Origin of the sequence: Desulfomicrobium escambiense DSM 10707 (genome assembly GCF_000428825.1) — a bacterium.
Classification (GTDB): Bacteria; Desulfobacterota; Desulfovibrionia; order Desulfovibrionales; family Desulfomicrobiaceae; genus Desulfomicrobium; species Desulfomicrobium escambiense.
Map to the genome: position 1 here is coordinate 113556 of NZ_AUAR01000004.1, position 21060 is coordinate 134615.

The window sequence follows — 21060 nt, forward strand, 5'->3', positions numbered from 1 at the left end:
GTGAGCTTGTGCCGTCCTGACTCCGGGACGGTATATTTTAGGTGGTATTGTGGGGTTCTTGAGCCATTCTTACAGGAAAATCATTACGAGGCGTTCCAATTCTTTGCCAAAGATTGAGTACGCTTGAACCCTTCGGAATGATTGCATCGGAACTTGAGACCGTATGGGGAATCATATGCCGCAGAGTGTGTCTGAGAAGGCTTTTTTCACCAGTTTTCAGAAAGAAGTATGGATTTCTCAGCACTATTCCGGGCATGAAGACAATGCATGCATTTTGGCAAAATTTCGAATACTGCGGCGTATCGACAGGGATGTATTGCTGGAGGTCATACGTATTGCGCTGATGCATCACGTTTTGATGACGGGGAAGATGCATCTGGATGAAAAGGAACCGTTCTTTGCTTTGCACAGCTACGATGATGTCGATATCTCGTTTGTCGATCTGCCAGGCGGGAGCGACACCCAGGATGAGATCGAGCGTGAACACGACAGGTTTTTCGAGCAGTCGCTGGGGGAGCGCCCTGTACGCTTTCTTCTCATCCGTTCGGACGCAGAAAGTTTCTTCGCCCTGAAATGCACGCACATCGCCCTCGACGGGTTCGGGACCTTCTGTTTTGTCGGCTTCATCGCCGACATCTACACCAGCCTGATGCGCGGCGAGAACGTTCCCATTGACGAGCATCCAGTCTGGCTGGACGTGTACCGGGAGGATCGGGAGCATTTCGCCTCGGCCAAGTTCACGCGGGACATGGAATTCTGGAAACGCCATCTCGAGCGGATCCCGGAGAAGCGGATTTTCCGGGCCCGGCCGGGGCATGCGGATGTGCTCGGAAATTCCCGGCACAGGAAATTTCATCTCGGCGAGGAAACGAGCCGGATCATCGACCGCGTCATCCTCCGCCACGGCATCAGCCCCAACATCTATTTCACGGCCCTGCATGCCCTGATCGTCGCCTTCATGTGCGACGAGAAGCAGTTCGTCATCCTCAACCCCGTCGCCTTCGGCGAGCGCAAGGTGCTGCACAGGCGGCAGGGGTATCAGGTGGCGATGCCGCCCGTGCTGATCGACCTGAACGAGCACGGTAGCATCGCCGGTCTCTTCGAGGACATTTCCGCCCAGGGGCGGTCGTTCTACCGCCATATCCGCACCCCGCACCAGGTCGCCATGCGCGAGCTCCCGCACAAGAACTTCTCGTGCCTGGGCGACATGTTCGTAAACTTCATCCCCGGCATGCCGAGCGGGTCGCCCGAGTTTCCCATCAAGACCGCCGAACAGGTCCACGGCAGGCATGAGGATCTCGTCCTGGGCATGATGGTGCTGCGTGAAGCGGAGACGGATACGTTCTCCCTGACCGTGCGCAGCAGTTGCAACCATCTGAGCGAGCAGGATGTAGAGCGCTACGTACGCAGGGTGGAGCACCTTTCCCGGCAGTTGGACGCAGGTGCGGATCTGGCGGACCTGTCCATGCTGCTCGACGAGGAGGAGCGCGAGCTGCGCGTTTGGCAGAACGGGCCGCGCAGGGAATACCCGCTGTCGTCGATCCCGGACCTGTTCGACGCCGTTGCCGGGAGGTACCGGGATCGGCCAGCGGTCAGGGACGAGGCGGGGGAAGAATTGTCCTACGCGACGCTCGGGGAGCGCTCCCTGCGGTGCGCGAAGTGGCTTCTGGACAAGGACGTCCGCCGCGGGGACCGCGTCGCCGTGCACGCCCGGCGGGTGCGTTGCCTGCCGGAGATCATCCTGGGGATCATGCGCATCGGGGCTGTCTATCTCCCGCTGGACCCGGCCTCCCCCCCGGAGCGCCTGCGCCTCATCTTGGACGACGCCGAACCCTCCCTGGTCATGGATGCCGCCCGGCCGGAACACGAAAACGCGGCCCCCGCGGAGGTGAGGGAGACAATCGATCCCGCGGAAGGCGCCTACCTGATCTACACGTCCGGTTCCACGGGCAGGCCGAAGGGCGTTCTCGTGCCCCACCGTGGTTTCACGAACATGATCCAGGGCCAGATAGAGATCTTCGGCGTGCGTCCCGAGGATCGTGTGCTGCAGTTCGCCTCTCCGGCCTTCGACGCGTCGCTGTCCGAAACATTCATGGCCCTTCTGGCCGGGGCGAGCCTGTATCCCGTCGGCGAAACCCTGCGCAGCGAACCCTGGAATCTGCAGGCGTACATGGCCGGCAACGCCGTTTCGGTCGCGACGCTGCCCCCTTCCTACCTGCACCTCCTGGACCGCGACGGGTACTGCCCGCGGGTGCTCATCACGGCGGGGGAGGCCCCCATCTCCCGGGACGCCCTGCATCTCGCCCGACGCTGCGCATATTTCAACGCCTACGGGCCGACCGAGACGAGCGTCTGCGCCACCATCAAACGGGTGCTGCCCGATTCGTCCCAGCCCATCGGCTGCGGCCGTCCGATCCCCAACGTCCGGGCTCATGTCCTCGATTCCGGGCGCAGGCCCCTGCCGGCCGGCATGGTGGGGGAGCTGCATGTCGGCGGGGCCGGCCTGGCCCTCGGCTACCACGGCAACGCCGAGATGACGGCCCGGCGCTTCTTTCCGCTCTCCAGCGCCGGCGGCGAGATGGTCTACGCCACCGGCGATCTCGCCTCCTGGTCCGAAGACGGCGATCTCATGCTGGTCGGGCGGACCGACGATCAGGTCAAGGTCAGGGGCAACCGCGTCGAACTCGGGGAGGTGACCGCGCTGCTCGAAACGTGCGACGCCGTCAGCCAGGCCTTTGTCCTGGCCAGCCGGGACGCCGCGGACCAGACCACGCTCGCCGCCTTTCTGGTGCTGCGACCCGGAGGCGCCATCGACTCCGTCGTGCGCTGGAGCAAGGACAACCTGCCCGGGTACATGATTCCCTCCTTCTGGCATGAGCTCGGCGCCATGCCGGTGACCGTGACCGGCAAGATCGACCGCGAGGCCCTGCGGGCCATCGTCGGCAGGGCCGAGGCCGCGTCCTCGGGCGGGGCGGACCTGGATCCCCGGCTGTTGAGGATTTTCGAACGGACTCTCGGCTACGCCTACGATCCGCAGCGGGATTTCTTCGCCCAGGGCGGGGACAGCCTGAAGGCCATGGCCCTTCTGCACGAGATCCGGGCCGCGTATTCGGTGGACGTGGCGTTCCGGGAATTCGTGCGCTGCGAATCGCTCCACGACGTGGCGAAGCTGTTGCGGGAGAAGCGTCCTGCGGCCGAGGCGGCGTTTTGCGACCAGGCCCCCCTGAACCGCAACCAGTTCCAGCTGTGGGCCTATCAGCAGGCCAACGACGGTTCCATCGACTACAACATGCCTCTGCTGATGAGGGTTAGCGGGGAGAGGGCGGCGGCGTTTGTCGACGCCCTGGCCGAGGCCATCGGCCGTCAGGAGCTTCTGGGCTGCACCGTGCAGGGCCCAATCGACGCCCCGTTTTTCCGTCGCGACCCCGACGTCGCCATCCCTGTCGGGCGCTCCGCCTTCCCGGATTTCGACTCGGCCCAGCGGCACATGCAGGAGTTGATCCACACGCCTTTCGACCTGCGCGCGCAATGCCCTGTGCGGCTGGAAATCGCCGAGGCGGGCGACGCTTTCGCGGTGCTGCTGCTCCTGCACCATATCGCCGGTGACGCGGACAGCATCGAACTTCTCCTGACGGGCGCCCTGCGCGGCATGCGCGGGGAACGGGGCGCCGCAGGGCGGCTGGCGACCCAGGCGGCGTTCTGTGCGCGCGAGGAGGCGTATCGGCGCTCGGCCGATTTCGCGGCGGACAAGGCCTTCTGGGACGCTGTCTTCGCGCCTCCGGCGGCGGTGCTGCATGCCTCGCCCAGGCGCAAGGGCGCCATGGTCGCCCTGGAGCTCACGCCCGCCATGACCGAGAGCCTTGAAGCGCTGGCCGGCCGGGCAGGCGCCTCGCTCCTGTCGTGTTTCGCGGCCCTGGTTGCGGCCTTTTTGCGGGACAGGTACGCCCGGCCGGAGCTCCTGGTCGGCGTCCCGGTGGGGCTGCGAGAAAGCGGCGAAGAGTTCGGCACCGTCGGTTTTTTTGTCAACACCGTCGCCCTGCGCCTGCGCGGGAGGGACCGGGACATGGTCGGGGCCGTGGAGGAAAGCGCCGCCCGGCTCAAGGAGGCCGTGGCGCACAGCCGGTACTGCGACGGCAGGGCGGTTGACGTCCTGGCGACCCACGCCCCTGTCCCCCGCGTCGAGGACGACGGGCTCTCCGTGGACATGCTGGCCCCGGAACTCAGGGCCAGCAAGCTGACGGCCAGTTTCACCCTGGAAACGGGGCCGCGCTGCCGGCTCGTGCTCGAGTACGACGCGCTGTTCATCGAGGACGGCGCCGCGTTGCTGGAGGATTTCCGGGGCTTTATCGAAACGGCCTGCGGCGGGAACGAGGTCCCGGACGGGACGCGGACGCTGGTTCGGGCCTGGACGGAGATGCTGGGCCGGGCGCCGGGAGGGGACAGCGACTTCTTCATGGACGGCGGCGATTCCATCAAGGCCATCCAGATGACCGGGATGCTCCATCGGCGGGGCGTCACGGCTCTCGGGGCCGCCGATTTCCTGCGCACGCCGCGGTTCGCGGACCTCTGCGCCCTGGTCGCGGCCGGGAACGCCCCCTTGCAGACCGTACGCTTTGCGCCAGTGGAGGGCGGGCAGCGCGTGCCGCTGCTGCCCCTGCAGGCCGACCTCCTGCGGAACCACCCGCGGCACTGGACACGCTTCTGCATGGCGCTGCCCCTGGAACTGGACGCGCGGGTGGACGAGGGCGCCCTGGAGGAATGGCTGCGCACGCTGCCGGACAGGCACGAGGCGCTGCGGCTCGCCTTCTTTGACGGCGCGGCCACGATGCTGTCGCAGCCCCAACGCCCCTGCCTGACGCGCTGCTCCGTCGACGCTGGCCTGCCGCCGGAAGAGGCGGTGCGCACGGTGGCGCGGGCCGTACTGGCCGGAATCGACCCCGAGCGCGGCGCGACGTTCGGGGCGGGGCTGGCGGAACACGGGGGCAGGCGCCTGCTGCTGCTGGCCGGGCACCATCTGGTCCTGGATGCCGTGTCCCTTGATCGCCTGCGGCAGGATCTGACAGCCTGCTGCCTGGGCGCCGGCCGTGCGGCGGAAACCCTCGGCATGGCGACCAGGGCCGTCGAGATGCACAGATTGACGGAGTTCGGCGATTTTCCCGGCCGGGAGGAGCGCGATTTCTGGGAAGCGGTGTGCAGTACGCCCGGAGCGCGCCTCGTGGGTGTGGCGACCGAAGGGCCGGACCTGGCTTCGGAGCGTGTTTTCCTGCAGCGCCGGGTGGACGAGCCGCATCGGGGCCGGTCGCGTACCGTGCTGAAGGAACTGCTGACGGCCCTGGCCATGGCCCTTCACGCCCAAGGTCAGCGGGAGCCGATCTTTGTGACCCTCGAAAGTCACGGACGCGACTCCCTTCTCCCCGGGGCCGACATGAGCCAGAGCGTGGGCTGGTTCACCGCCGTCTGTCCGCTGCTGCTGCGTCCCGTCGCCGCATGCGAGGACGCGGCCCTGGGCTACGACCCGGACGCACACTTCACGCCGGGCAGCTGTACGGCCTACGGGTATCTGCGCCAAGCGCATCCCGACGTGTTTCGTTACGATTCGCAGATCAGCTTCAATTATCTCGGGATGTTGAGTGTCACGGCGGACGCCGTATGCTGCGCACTCCCCGCCCTGGCCCTGCCGGGAGCGATTCCCGATCTGCTGCATCCCGAGTTCCGGCCGGACAATCCCCTCGATGTCATCGCCTTTGCCGACGAAGAGGGCGTCCTGCACCTCGGGGCGTATTTCAGCCCGGCCATCCTCGCCGGGGAGTGGGTGTCCGGGCTGTTGGAAGGCTGGGCCGACGTGCTGGCCGCGAGGGCGAAGAGGCGCCTGGGCGCGTCCGAGGACGTTCTGGCCATGGTCATGGAGAAAAGCGGCTGCCGCCGGGAAGACGTCGAACGCGTCACCGCTCCGGACGACTGCCACGAGCCCATGCTCTACCAGTATCTGGCCGGGGACGACGGCGTCTACACGCAGCAGGTCGCCTTTCATTTCCGGGGCCGGATCGACGATTTTCTGCTGCTTGGGGCCTGGAGGGGCGTGGTGGCCCGGCATGAAAGCCTGCGCTCCCTCTTTCCCATGACCTTCGAGGGGGAATTCCACCGCCTTGTCTTGCGGCAGGCCAGGACCAGCACGGCGTTTCATGACTTTTCCCATCTGCCGCAGGCCCTTGGCGCCGAAAAAATGGACGCGCTCCTCGACGCGGCGAGGCGCGAGGGCTTCGACCCTCAGACCGGTCCGCTGCTGCGCGCCCAGCTTTTCCGCCTCGGCCCGGATACCTTCACCTTCAGTTGGTGTTGCCATCACCTGCTCATGGACGGCTGGTGCATCGGCATCCTGTTGCGGGAGATGTTCGCGCTGCACGACAGTCTTCGGGACGGGGTCTCGGCGGAACTGCCGCAACCGGCCGACCTGTCAGCCTACACCCGGTGGTTGTCGGCCTTCGACCGGCAGGATGCCAGGCGGTATTGGGCCGCGCTGCTGGCCGACGCGCCCGCGACCCGCATCTGCGGACAGGAGACTCCCGGAGTGGCGGGCGACCCGGCCACGGTGGAACTGGCTCTGGACCCGGCCTGTGCCATGGGCCTGCAGGCCGCGGCGCGCGCAGGCTCCGTGACCCTGTCGGTGCTGGTACAGGCTCTGTGGGCCGTTCTGCTCGGCGCGGAAAGCGGCGGGAGCCGCGATGTCGTCTACGGCATAGTCACCTCCGGTCGGCCGGCCGAGGTCGACGGCATGGACCGGGCCGTGGGGCTGTTCATCCGCACGCTGCCGCTACGGGTGCGCTGGGCCGAAGGGGATTGTCTGGGCGGGCTGCTGCGCGGCCTGAAGGAGCAGCACCTCCAGCAGCTGCGCCACGGGTATCTGCCCCTGGCGGACATCGGGCGGGACCTGTTCGATCACCTCATGGTCGTGGAGAACTACCCCGCGGACAATCTTTTCGACGCCGACCGGATGGAACTGCTGCGCGTCCAGGGGTTTGAGAAGATCCCTTACCCTCTCGGCATTTCCGTTATCCCCGGGGACACGTTGCGCGTGCGCTTCCTGTATGATCCGTCCCGCATGGACCATGGACGCGTGCGCGGCCTGGGCGAACGCCTCTTGGGGCTGGCGCGGGCCGTTGCGGCGGATGGGGCGGTGTCCTGCGCCGCGCTCGAAGCCCTGGCCGCCGGTGCCGGAGGGGTCGCGCCCCATGTGCGGCAAGCGCCTGCCGCCGCGACCAGCGGCGCGGCCCGGCCGTCGGGGGACTTTTCCGTCGGCGCGGCGGCGCCGGACGTGGAGGATGTCGTCAGGGACATTTACGAGTCCGTCCTGCAACGCCCGGTGCCGTCCGCGGATGCCGATTTCTTCCGGCTCGGCGGGCACAGCCTGCTGGCCATGCGTGTCCTGGCCCAAATAGGCAGGCGGCTTCACGTTCGTCTGACCATCGAGGACATCCTGACCCATTCCAGCGTACGGGCCCTGTCAATCCGAGTGCGCACAGCGGCCTCGTCCGCCGTGCGCATCGCCCGCGCGCCTCGCCGGGACCGCTACCCGCTGTCGGCAAGCCAGAAGCGCATCTGGTTTCTGCAGCGGCTGCACGAGGACAGCGGGGTATACCTGATACCATTTGCTGCCCGCCTGGGCGCCGACGTGGACCCGAATCTGCTGCAGGACGCCCTGGGATTGCTGGAAGCGCGGCATGACGCCCTGCGCCTGCGCGTCCTGGCCGACGAGCCGGAGCAGATGCTCGTCGAGCCGGGCGCCCTGCGGCTCGAACTCCACGACGGTCCCTTCGCTCCGGACGCCTTCGGCGCCATGCCCTTCGGTCCGGACCGTCCCCTGGTCCGCGCGGCCCTGTTCCGGGAGCCAGACGGCGGGCAGGTCCTGGCCATGTGCCTGCACCACATTGTGTTCGACGGCTGGTCCGCGGAAATCCTCCTGCGCGAGTTGAACCAGGCCTGCGCGGCCGTGCTGCGCGGGACCGCGCCTGTCTGGGATCCCCTCGACCTCGACTATGTGGACTATGTCCAATGGGAGCTGGCGCAGGAGCCCGCGGATCTCGAAGCGTTGCGTGCGCGTCTGCTGCCCCTGCCCGAGAGCCTGCGGCTGCCGCTCGATTTTCCCAGGCCCGCCGTGCAGAGTCTCGACGGGGCCGTGGTCGCCTTCTCCCTGGGCAGGGAGCGAAGCCAGGGCCTCAGACGGCGGGCCGCGGACATGGGTGCGACCCTCTTTCCGACGCTTCTGGCTCTGGTCCAGACCTTCGTGTACCGGCACACCGGGCAGAACGACATGATCGTCGGATGCCCCGCGGCCAACCGCGAGCTGGAGCAGGTGCAGAACATGGTCGGCCTGTTCGTCAACACTCTGGCCATTCGCACGACACTGGCCACGGAAATGGGGTTTGCAACTCTGGTCCGCGCCGCACAGGAGGCGTTCCAGGAATCGCTGGCCCACCAGAACTGTCCGTTCGAGAAGGTGCTGGATGCCCTGAAGCTGGAGCGCAACCCCTCCCGCAACCCGCTTTTCGACGTTTTCGTGGCACTGGAGGACGCGAGCTGGGCCGATTACGACCAGCTTCCGCTGCGCCTTGAGCCCCTGTCCATGCAGCACGCGGGCAGCAAATTCGATCTGAGCTTCTATTTCCGCGAAGGGCGTGACGGCGACATGTCCGTGCACATCGAATACTGCGCGGCCCTGTTCCGCGAAGAGACGATCCTGCTGATGCGCGAGCGGCTATGCGTGCTCGTTGACGACGTGCTGCAGGGGGGGGACGTCCCTCTGTCCCGCTTGGCCATCCTGCCGGAACATGAACGGGCCGCCATCGACGCCTGCAACGACACGGCCGAGGAACTGGACATCGAGCGGGATATCGACGGCTGCTTCCGCGCGCAGGTGCGCCAAAGCAAAGCCGCCGTGGCGCTGCGCGACGCCGCTGGGGCGTCCTGCACCTACGGGGAGCTGGACGCCAGAGTGTCGCGCCTCGCGGCCCAGTTGCAGGCCGGCGGCCTTTCGCGGGGCGATTTCGCCGGAGTCTGCTTCGAGCGCTCCATGGACATGATCGTCGCCGTCTTCGCCGTGCTGCGCGTCGGTGCGACGTACGTGCCCCTGTCGCCGTCACTGCCACAGTCGCGGCTTGCTTCGATGCTCGAGGATCTCGGCGCGTGCGCCGTGGTCTGCGAGGCCAGGTTCGCCGACGTGTTCGCCGGACCGGGCCGGACCGTGTTGAGCCCAGACCCGTTCGCGGCCCATGGCGAATTCGTCCCGGTTCCCGTGGCTCCGGACTCCGTGGCTTACGTCATCTTCACTTCCGGCTCCACCGGCAAGCCCAAGGGCGTGCCCATCGAGCACCGCAGCCTGGTCAACCGCATCCTCTGGATGCAGTCCCGTTTTCCCATCGGTGAGGGCGACGTCATTCTGCAGAAGACGACCGTGTCCTTCGACGTCTCGGTCTGGGAGCTGTTCTGGTGGTCCTGGACCGGTGCGTCCCTGGCTCTGCCGGAACCGGGAGCGGAGCGGGATCCCGGCGGCATCGTCGCGGCCATCGAGACCAACCGCGTGACCGTGCTCCATTTCGTGCCGTCCATGCTGCGGACCTTCCTCGATCATCTCGAAGTCCGCCCCCGCGAGGTTCGCAGACTGAAAAGCCTGCGCTACGTGTTCACCAGCGGAGAGGCACTGACGAGTGACCTGGTCGCGCGCTTTCAGGCCCTGGTACCCTGCGAGCTGCACAACCTCTACGGCCCTACGGAGGCCGCCATCGACGTGACCTGGTTCCCCTGCCGGGGGTTTTCCGGGCATGCCGTGCCCATCGGGAGGCCAGTCAGCAACACCCGGATTCACGTGCTCGCCGCGGACCTGCAGACCGTGCCCCTGGGCGTGACCGGCGAACTGTACATCAGCGGTGTGCAGGTTTCTCCCGGATACCTGCGCCGTCCCGCCCTCACGGCCGCGGCCTTTCTCGACGACCCTTTCCACCCGGGCTGCCGCATGTACCGGACCGGCGACTTGGGGCGCAGGCTCCCCGACGGCAACATTGAGTACCTCGGAAGAAACGACGACCAGGTCAAGATTCGCGGTTTCCGCATCGAGCTCGGCGAGGTCGAAAGCGCCTTGGGCCGCTGTGCCGGCGTGTCGCAGGCCGTGGTGCGCGTCGGGGAGATCGGCGGGCAGTCCGCGCTGGAGGCCTTCGTGCTCCCCCACGAGGGCGTGCGGCTGGCCTACGCGGACATCCGCCGCGAACTGGCTGGCCTGCTGCCTGAGTACATGTGGCCCGCGACCCTGGCAGTGGCGGAGGAGATCCCCTTGAGCCCGTCTGGCAAGGCAGACCGCAAGAGGGTGACCGGGCGCAGACTGGCGCCCTCCGGCCCGGACGGCGCGGGGGAGACCACGGCGTTGCAGGAGGAGGTCAGGGCCGTGTGGCGCGAGATTCTGCCAGAGCTGGAGACCGTCGACCTCGATCAGGGTTTTTTTGAAATCGGCGGCAACTCCCTGCTTCTGGTCAAGCTGCACACGGCTCTGGATGTACGGTGGCCGGGAGTTTTCAGCCTTGGCGGGCTGTTCGCGGAGAGTACCGTCCGGCAGCAGGCCGCACGCATCGGGGAACGGCCCGGGCCGCGACGTACGGTAGCGGTCCGAGGCGCGTCCGACGCCCCGGTCGCGGTCATCGGCATGGCCGTTCGCCTCGGCGACTACGAGGACCTGGACAGCTTTTGGGACGACCTGGCCCAGGGCCGCGACAAGAATGTGCCCCTGCCCACCGGGCGGCGTCAGGAAGTCCGGCAGATTTTCGAGGCTGTGGGCCTGCACTTCGACCCGTCACGGCTGCGCGAGGCCTCCTATCTGTCCGATGTCTCGTCCTTCGACCCCAGGCGGTTCGGCATGTCGCCGGGCGACGCGGCCATGCTTGACCCCAGGCAGCGCCTCTTCCTGCAGACGGCCCTGCAGGCCCTCGACGACGCCGGGTACGGTGGTGCGGCCCTGGAGGACGCGCCGGTCGGCGTGTTCGTCGGCGCAAGCCCCTACCGGCTGTTTCAGGACGCCGTGACGCGCGCGTTTCCGGAGCAGGCCGAACAGACGTATCTGCTGAACGTACCCTCCAATGTCGTGGCCAGGATTAGCTATCTCAAGAACTGGACAGGGCCGGGGGAAACCGTCGACACTGCCTGCTCCTCTGTCCTCAAGGCGGTCCATGACGCCTGCCGGAGCCTGCGCGCGGGCGATTGCGGCGTCGCCGTGGTCGGCGGGGCGCATATCATCGACCTGCCGGTCAGGACCGACGCGACCTTCGCCATAGAATCCGGCTCCGGACAGACCAAAACCTTCGACGCGCGGGCCGACGGCGTCGGGGCGGGCGAGGGGGCGGCCGTCTTCGTGCTCAAGCTTCTGGAACAGGCCGAGCGCGACCGCGACGCCATCCATGCAGTCATCGTCGGCAGCGCCGTCAATCAGGACGGCAAATCCTCCAGCATGGCCGCGCCCAACCCCAAAGCGCAGGCCGAGGTCATCGCCCTGGCGGCCGCCAGCGCCTCCATCGGCCTGGCCGACATCGACGTCTTCGAGGCGCACGGCACGGCCACCGTGCTCGGCGATCCGGTGGAGATCGAGGGTTTGACCCAGGCATTCGCCCGTTCCGGGGCATCCCCGGCCCGCAAGGCCCCCATCGGGTCCGTCAAGGGCAACATCGGGCACCTCGATGCGGCGGCCGGCGCCCTGGGGTTGGCCAAGGCCGTGATGTGCCTCAAGCGAGGCGAGGTCCCGCCGCAGCCCCATTTTCAGACGCCCAACCCGCATATCGATTTTGAAGCCGCACCGGTGCGGGTGCCCCGCGTCTTGGAGCCGCTGCCGCCTGGCGGCAGACCCTGGCATTGCGGAGTCAGTTCCTTCGGCCTGAGCGGCATCAACGTCCACGTCGTGCTCCGGGGGCATTCCGGCCAGGCGTTGCCGGGGGACGACGGGAGCTGGCACTGCGTGCCCCTGTCCGCGGGCAGCGAGGAGCAGTTGGCGGCCTACTGCCGCCGGGTCCGCGACATCGTGGCCCGGCATGAACATTGGCCCTTGCATGCCATCGCGGGCACGCTCACGGCCGGGCGCGAGCATCTCGACGTGCGGATCGCGGTCTGCGCCTCGTCCCGACAGGAACTGCTCGACGGCCTCGATGCCGGTCCGCGGCCCGAACGGGTCGGCCGCCCCCTCAGCGGAAGCGTGACAGGGGCCGGCTTCGCCACGCGGTCCGAAGCCGTCGCGGCCGCCGAGGAATTTCTGCGCGGGCGGTGCCTGCTGTGGCCCGCAGAGCGGCCCCTGCACAGGGTCCATCTGCCCGCGACGCCCTTCGAGCACAGCCCCATGTGGCCCAGATTCAGGTCCCGCTTCCTTTCCACTCCGGTGCCCACGCCCGGCGGCAGCGCGTTCGCGCTGGACATCGGCCGGGACGATTATTGGCCGGTGGCGGAGCATCTGCTTGGCGGCGTGCCGACCCTGGTCGGCATGGCTGTGATCGGCCTCATCGGCGAGGCCGCCGGGAACCCGGTGCCGGTCATCGAGCAACTCCGTTGGCTCAGGCCGGTCAGCCTGGCCGAAGGCGACCAGGCCTCGCTTCTCGTGGACCGCAGGGACGGCGTTCTGGCCGTGGAACTGCAGCACCGGCATCGGGGGACATGGCGGACGGCGGTGCGGGCGACGGTCAGGGGCGGGGACGCGGTTCCGGCCCGGCTGGACCTCGGCGCCATCCGCGAGGGCATGCGGCCCTTCGACGCCCCGGAGGGGAATACCCTCGTCGGCGTCAGCGGCAGATGGGATTGCCGCGAGACGCTCTGGGTGTCCGCCGCCGGCGACCGGTTGCTGTCGCGTCTGACCCTGCCCGGGGAGTTCCGGGCCGACGCGCATTCCTTCCCCTGGCACCCGGCCCTGCTCGACCTGGCCGCGAGCCTGGCCCTGCACGGCTCGCCCGGCTTCGTTCCGGCCCGTTGCGGCCGGGTCAGGCTGTTTAGGCCTCTGCCCGCGACGGTCTTCGCCCATGTCGTCGTCACGGACAGAAACGCCTCCCTGATCACGGCCGACTGTACGGTCACGGACCAAGCGGGCCAGGTGCTGCTCGACATGGCCGATATGGTCTTCGCGTCCGTGCAGCCCGCGGCCGCGGAGCCGGAGTTATACGGGTTGCGCTGGAGACCGGCCGCGCCTGCCGGGCGGGAATCCGGCCCGGCGCGGCCGGAAAGGGTCATGCTGCTCGGCCGCCTGGACGGCCCGCTGTTCGAGGCCCTCGCCGACCTGGCCGGCGTGCGCACAGCCCTACCCGAAGAGGCGCAGCGCCGGAGCGTGGCCGCCGACATTGCGGGGGGTGGAGTCTCGCACCTGGTGTATCTGCCGTCCCCGGAGCCCCGGCACTGGGACTTCGCCGGCCTGATGCGGGAGGTGTGCCGGATCGGACTGGGTGCTCCCCTGCATGTCACCGTGCTCGGCGGCGGTGCGGACGCCTCCCCTGACGCGTCAGACGGAAGGGCCCTCGATCACGGCATGCTCCTGTCCCTGCGCCACGAGGAGCCCCAGCTGACGGCCGCGCATGTCGAACTGGAGGCCGTCAACGCCGAATCGGTGCGCGTCTTCCGGGACGTGCTCGGCCGGGCCCACGGGTCCTGTCTGATCCGGGCCGACGGCAGACTCTGCCTGCCGGAACTCGAACGGCTCGCGGCCGACACCGTGCGCCGCCCCCCCGGACCGGGCTGCATCGTCGTCAGCGGCGGGCTCGGGGGCATGGCCCTGACGCTGGCGCGACGCATGGCGGACGAATGGGACGCCCGCGTCGTCCTTCTCCATCGCCGGGATCGGTCCGACGAGGGTGGGGAGTTCGCGGCCTACCGCTGCGACGTCACCGAGGCCGGACAGGTTCGGGACGTGCTGGCGGCCGTGCGGCGGGAGGTCGGGCCCATCGTCGGCGTAATCCATACCGCCGGTGTGGCCGGCGGCGGTTTTCTCGCGACCAGGGCGCGGACGGCCTACGAGGGCGTTCTCGCGCCCAAGGTTACGGGCACCTGGAATCTCCACGCGGCGACCCTGGAGGACAATCTGGACTTTTTCGTCATGGCCTCGTCGCGCTCGTCCCTGACCGGCGCTCCCGGCCAGACCGACTACACGGCCGCCAACGCCTACCTGAACGCGTTCGCCCTCCGTCGACGGGCCCTGGGCCTTCCCGCCCTGTCCATATGCTGGAACGCCTGGGCGCAGGTGGGCATGGCGGCGCGCCTGCAGGCGGACGGCGGAGGTTCAAAGCTTCTTCCGGAGCAGGCCTTCGGCGTCCTGTGCCGGGCGCTGAATTGCGGCGAGGCCGTCGTGGCCGTGGCCATGTCGGACGAGGACGTCGGCGGCCATAAGCTTGGCGAGGTGCGGGAGGATCGTCCGTCAGGGCCGGCAGAGCCTGCGCAGGTCGGCGCGGAGGCGCCGGGCGAGGCGGAAATCCTGGAGATCTTCCGCGATTGCCTCGGGTACGAGGAACAGGTCACGGGCGAAGATGATTTTTTCGAGTTCGGCGGCGACTCCATTTCAGGCACGCGCATCGTCTCGCGCGTCAAGGAGGCGTTCGGAGTCCAGGTCAGCGTCATGGATCTGCTCGAGAGCCAGACCATCGGGGAGTTCGTGGGCATCGTCCTGGAAAAGGCTGCGGCGAGGCAGGCCGCAGTTCCGGACATCGCCCCGGCTCCGGCGCGCGAAACATATCCCGTCGGTCGCGAGCAGTTGTCCATCCTCTATGCCCAACTCCTCGGGGGGGGGCATACCGGCTTCAACCTGCCGGCCTTCCTGAAGCTCCCACGCGATGTCGACAGGAGACGGCTGGAGGAGGCCGTGGGCGAGCTGATCCGGCGTCACGAGGTGCTGCGCACGACATTTTGCGATTTCGACCGGGAGCGGCCGAGCATGATCGTCCATCCGTTCACGGGCTTCGAATTGCAGGAGATCCGGCTTGACGACATCGAGCGTAGGAACGAGCTGATCAAACCCTTCGACCTCCGGCAGGGAGATCTCTTCAGGGTCGCCCTGCTGAACGTGCGGGATGAGGAGTTCGTCCTGTTCTTCGACATCCACCACGCCCTGGCCGACGGCAGGACCATCTCGCTGCTGAACGCGGACCTGTTCGCCCTGTATCACCGTCAGTCCCTGCCGCCCGTCCGTCTGCAGCAGAAGGACATCGCCTGGCATCAGTTCACCCATCCCAACGGTGCCGACAAGGCATACTGGCTGGGCCTGTTCCAGGGCGAACTGCCCAGGACCGACCTGCCGTCGGACTTCCCCCGACCGCCGGTGCACACCAACCGCGGCGGCATGCACGAGTTCGAACTGTCCTCCGGGCTCGTGGCGGGCATGAAGGACCTGGCCCGCAGGGAGGGGGTGACCAACTACCAGATCGTGCTCTCGGCCTGGAGCATCCTGGTGCACGCCTATACGGGAGAGGCGGATTTCGTCATCGCCGTCACCGTCGACGGCCGCGGACAGCACCTCGCCACGGCGGGCATGCTCGCGTCCCTGATTCCCTTGCGGCTACGCGTCAGCGGCGCGAAACCTCTCGGGGACATCCTCAAGGACAACCGGATGGTCAGTAACGAGGCCTTCCGGCACACCTCGTACATCCTCAACAACCTGCTCACGGATTTGCATCCTCCCGTCAGTCCGGACAGGACGCTGCTGTCGGAGATCATTCTGTCGTACATGAACTTCGAGTTCGGGGCGGGAAAGCAGGGGCTCTTCGAAACCATGCGCTTCGTGAACCCGGCCAGCAAGGCGGATCTGTCCATTTTCGGCAGCGACACCGGAGACCGCATCAGCTTCGCCCTGGAGTACTACGCCGACCTGTTTCTTCCGGACAGCGTCGCCAGCATGGCGGAGGATTTCACTCGCATCCTCGATCTGATGGTCCGGGGCGACACGGCCAGACCCGTGGCCTTCGGGCGCATGCCCGCCCACCCGCCGCGGCGGGAACGCGCCGGCAGGAAGCTGCCGGACGCCTTGAGCAGGGGCGTCGGCGATTTCGCCTCCGTAAGCGGCGCCACGGTGTCCGCCGTCATGCTGGCCGCGTTCGCGGCGCTGCTCTGTCGGGTCCGGGCCAGGAGCGAAACGGTCGTCGACCTCGATCCTGAAACCACGGCCCACTTTCACGTGGACGCCGACACGGAGTTCGACGACCTGCTCGCCCAAGCCGTGGCGGGCATGGCCGGAAACGGCGCCGCCGCGGCGCCCGGTCCGGCGGACAGCCGGCGCATCGCGTTCGCGTACGGCACGGGTTCTGACGGGCAGGACGGCGGCGCCGGAAACGGAGACTGTCACGATCTGGTCTGCCGCGTGTTCGACCGCCCCGAGGGCATCGAACTGCGTTTCGACCATGATCCGGCCTTCCTCACGCCGACCACGGCGGAGAAGTGGCTGGGCTATTTTGAACGGATTCTGCAAGGCCTGATGCAAGGAAGTGCCCAGTGAGGATATTCGATTTCCAGCTCGACGAACCACAGGACGATAACGGCCGGGAGAAGGCGCAATCCTTCGAGGAACTGTTCGCCGGCATCGTGCGCAGGTATCCAGACCGCGCCGCGGTGCAGGACGAGGAGAGATCCATCAGCTTTTCGGAGCTTGACGCCCTCTCGTCCGCCATCGCGGGTTTCATTTTAGAACGGGGGTACGGCGACGAGGCCGTGGTCGGCGTGCTCTGCGCGCGGGGATGCATGGTCCTTGCCGCCGGGATAGGCGCCATGCGGGCCGGGGCGGTCTATCTGCCCGTGGAGCGCGAGATCCCCAGGGCGAGGCAGGAGATCATGCTCCAGCCGGCCAGGCTGATCATCACCGACAGCGGCTGCCTGCGCGAGGCCGAGTACCTGCGCTACAGAATCCCCGGCATCGCCCACATTCTCTGTCTGGACGCGCCCGAGTTCGAGGGGGCGGTGGAGAAGTCCACGGAGTTGAGCAGCGTCGCGTTCTGGGAGCGCGTGGCCGAAGGGGGCGGCGATCAGGCCTGGAAGAGTGCTTTCGACGGCCGGGACCTGCCCGCCGAAGCGCTGGCGGCGATGGCGTCGAACATTCTCGAAAAAACCGGGCTGGCCGGACGGTCGACCAGAAAGGTGCTCGATATCGGCAGCGGGTCGGGAGTCGTCGCCCGGGCGCTGCAGGCCGCGTCCCGTCACTATGCGGCCGTGGACCTGGCGAGAAACGAGCTGGAACGGGTCGAGCGGTTGGCCGGGGTCGATGCGGTCAAGGTGCACCAGATGGAGGCCATCGACATCTGCTTCCTGGCCGACGATGGGTTCGACCTGATCTCGATACACGGTGTGGTGGAGTGCTTTCCGGGGTACAACTACCTTCGTCGCGTCCTGGACCATGCCGTGTCCAAGCTCGCGGACGACGGGGTTCTGTTCGTGGGGGCGGTCCCGGACCTGGCGGGGCGCGACGGCTTCAGGGACGCCCTGCGGAGCTACGCCAGGGAAACGGACGACAACGCCGGCCTGATCCGTTTCGACGCCGAAGCGGAGCTGTTCGTGCCGCAGCGCTTCTTCGCCACGTGGGCCGCGGAAAGCCCCGTGCCCGTGGAGGTCCGTTTCTCGCGGCCCCGCGTGCCCGTCGCTGAACTGGCCGACTACCGCTATGACGTGGAGATCAGAAAGATCGCGTCCGCGCCACCCAGGCCTGCGCAAACCCGCTTCGGATCGAGCCATCTGCCGTCGCGGACGCGGCGGGACCTGCCCGTCTGCCGCCCAGAGCAGGCGGCCTACATCGTCTACACCAGCGGATCCACCGGCGTTCCCAAGGGCGTCGTGGTCGAGCATCGCCATCTGCTGCATATCCTGCGGGCCCTCGCTCCCTTTGCTTCGGGCTGCGGGCGGGCGGCGCTGGTGGCGCCCCTGACCTTCGACGCTTCGATTCAGCAACTGGCCGTATCCGTGGCGGTTGGCGGGACGCTGTACGTCCTGTCGGACGGCGAGCGGAAGAACCCCCGCAGTTTCTGCGCCAGCGTCCGCAGGCACGGCCTGGAACTGTGCGACATGACGCCCGCTTTCTTCAACGTGTTGGTGGAGCACCTGGTCGAACACAAGACCCCGTTGCCCATGAAGAAGATTCTGCTGGCCGGGGAGATCCTGCGGACGGACTCCGTGCGCAAGTTCTACTCGGTTCCCGGCAACGAGGACGTCGTTCTCTACAACGTGTACGGCCCTACGGAGTGCACCGTGGACTCGACGGCCTTCCGCATCGATTTTCACAACCATGCGGCTTTCGCGGCCTATCCCATCGGTGCACCTCTCGACGGGGTCAGCGTCACGATCCGGGACAGGAACGGACAGGTCGTGTCCGATGGAGAAAACGGAGAAATCTGGATAGTCGGCGACGGCGTCTCGCGCGGCTACCTCAATGCGGGGGGGGCTTCGGCCTTTGTCGAGGCCGAGGGGCGGCGCTGGTATCGGACCGGTGATTTCGGTTTTGTCCGCCACGGGCTGCTGTACTATCTCGGACGCGAGGATCAGCAGGTCAAGATACGAGGCAACCGCGTTGAAATCGGGGAAGTTGAGAACGCCATCGCGGGGTTTCCGGGAGTGCGGCAGGTGGCGGTAGTGGCCGAGACGTTCGACGCGCGGGAGGAGAAGAGCCTGGCCGCCTACGTGGTCGGCGGCGTCGATGCCGCGAGGCTGCGGGAGTACCTGGAGCAGAGGCTCCCGTCGTACTGCGTGCCGGGTTATTTTGTGCCGATGGTCGAGCTGCCTCTTTCCATCAACCGCAAGGTGGACAAGAAGGCGCTGCCATCGCCGCTGTCCGTGCAGCGCGTCGATTCCGGGCGGAAACCGTCGGGAGCGGTCGAGGAAAAGCTTGCGGACATCTGGCACAGGCTGCTCGGCGTCGAGTCCGTCGACGCCGACGCAGATTTCTTCGGTCTCGGCGGGCACAGCATCCTGGCCATCCGGCTCGCAGCCATGATCGAGAAGGAACTCGGTTTGCGTGTCTCCCTGACGGAGCTGTTCGCCCATCCGACCATCGCGCGGCTGGCGGAGCTCTTCGCCGGAAAGTCCAGGGGCGGCAGCGGCCCGGTGATCCGGCTGTGCCACTGTGAGGGCGGCAGGAACCTCTTTCTCTTTCACCCCGTTGGCGGGAGTGTGTTCTGCTATGGCGATCTGGCGCGCCATCTCGGGCATGCGTATACCGTGTATGCAGTGGAGGCGGCCGGGTTCAGCCCCGAGCGGACGACGCTGAACACGGAACTGCAGCGTGTCGAGGACCTGGCTGGCTATTATCTGCGGGAAATCCTCGAGACCGGGGTCGATGATATCATTTTCGGAGGATGGAGCTTCGGCGGGCTGCTGGCCTACGAGGCAGCCAGGCAGTACGGGAGGACGGGGCGCGCCGTCGGGCCCGTCATCGTGCTCGACACCGTGGCCGACAATCGCCGCGCGCGGCACGACGCCGGGCTGGACGAGGTCGGCCTGCTCAAATCCAGGCTTGATGGTGCCTTGTCCTTTGACGAGACAATGGTCCGGGCCCTGCCGAGGGAGGAACGTCTCAGGTTTCTCGTCGAATGCGGAGAGAGGAGCGGGCTGCTGCCGTTCGGCTTCAACTCGGTCCAGATGGCGAACCTGCTCCAGACGTACAGGGGCAACGCCATTGCCGCCGCCAGGTACGAGGCTCCGGTCAATCCGGACGGAAAGCTCCTGCTCGTACGCGCCACGGAGATCTCCGCCTATGCGAGCAACTTTGTCGATGACGTGTTCATGGGGTGGGGCAGATTTTTGGAGAGGGATAACATCACGCTCAAATGGACGGGGGGGACGCACGAAACCATGCTTTCCCCCGGATTGGCCGGCAACGTCGCACATCATATTCTGGAGTACCTTGAGCATGTCTGATGCACGAAGAAGGGGATTTCTGCAGTTGGTTCTGCTTGCCGCTCTGCTGGTTGCGGAGGTCGCCCATGCCGGAGGCGGGGCGGAAAGAGTCCGCGAGGTCGTGACGCGCCTGGGCTCGGCGGTCATGGCCGAATGCGGCCTGCCGGGGATGTCGGTGGCGGTGCTGAAGAAAGGGGCTGACGATCCCGTCAGCGTGGCGTTCGGTACTGCGTGCGTGGAAAACGGGGTGCCGATGACTCCGGCCCAGCGGATCAAGATCGGCTCCGTGACGAAAGTCTTCACCGCGGCGCTCGTCGGCAGGCTCGTGGAGCAGGGGCGGCTGGGGTACGAAACGACCATCGCCAGGTTCTTTCCGGAATTCCCTGATGGGAGGAACATCACGGTGCGTCACCTGCTGAACCACACCTCGGGCGTGGTCGACATGCTGAGCCTGCCCGAGGTCCGCACGAACCTGACCAGGGAATGGAGCGCCGAGGAACTCATCGGCATGGCCGGCGCACAGCCCCGCCTCTTCGCTCCGGGCACGAAGCAGCAGTATTCGAACACCGGTTATCTGATGCTGGCCGTGATCACCGAGATCGTGTCCGGCAAAACGTACGAGGAAGAAATCCGGGACATGTTTCATGACGGCCTGGGGATGGAATCCCTGTCCATCGGCCGGGACCGGACCATTGTTCCGCATCTCTCGTGCGGCTACAGCGCGTCGACCGACGGGACGCTGACGCTGCCCCTCATGGCCGGGCTCTCCATGGCCAAGGGAACGGGCAACCTGGTGGCCGCTCCCTCCGATGTGGTGCGTCTAGTCAATCTCGACCGTGTTCTCAAAAACAATGTTCTTGATTCGGCAGCCCTCACGCCGTTGCGTCTTGTCGGCGGCGAATCCGCCACGTTCAGGGGCCGGGAAGAAGGATGCCGGTATAGCGGCAGTTTCCTCGACGGGTGCACCCTGTTCATGTTCGACGATCCGGCGATCACGCTTGTCGGCAAACTGGGATCGTTTCCGGGTTTCGGAACCGCGTTTTTTTATGACAGGCAGTCTGGATTTGCAGTCGTAATCAGCGTGAATAACGAGCTGGCCATTTCAAAGGCGATTAAACTTGGCGCAGAAATCTTGTACGCGTTGCGAAATTAAGCTGTCGGTGTTGATTGGTGCGTCTATTATTCTCTGTTTTTGCTGGA

Annotated in this window: 3 protein-coding genes; all 3 read left to right on the forward strand. The window is 66.9% G+C overall.

What is annotated here, in order from left to right; translation table 11 throughout:
• The first annotated feature begins 175 nt into the window (after positions 1–175).
• From G394_RS0105005 to G394_RS20045, 3 genes are read left to right on the forward strand one after another with little or no spacing between them, the layout of a single operon-like run.
• Positions 176–16480 carry a non-ribosomal peptide synthetase gene (locus G394_RS0105005; protein WP_169725529.1) on the forward strand — a complete coding sequence of 5435 codons (16305 nt, stop codon included), beginning with the start codon at positions 176–178 and terminating at the stop codon, positions 16478–16480.
• Positions 16477–19881, forward strand: coding sequence for an alpha/beta fold hydrolase (locus G394_RS18030; RefSeq protein WP_043774779.1), 3405 nt, complete (start codon positions 16477–16479; stop codon positions 19879–19881). The genes G394_RS0105005 and G394_RS18030 overlap by 4 nt, the downstream gene beginning before the upstream one ends.
• Positions 19874–21013 carry a serine hydrolase domain-containing protein gene (locus G394_RS20045; protein ID WP_245578262.1) on the forward strand — a complete coding sequence of 380 codons (1140 nt, stop codon included), beginning with the start codon at positions 19874–19876 and terminating at the stop codon, positions 21011–21013. Before G394_RS18030 ends, G394_RS20045 begins: the two co-directional genes overlap by 8 nt.
• Positions 21014–21060 lie beyond the last annotated feature (47 nt).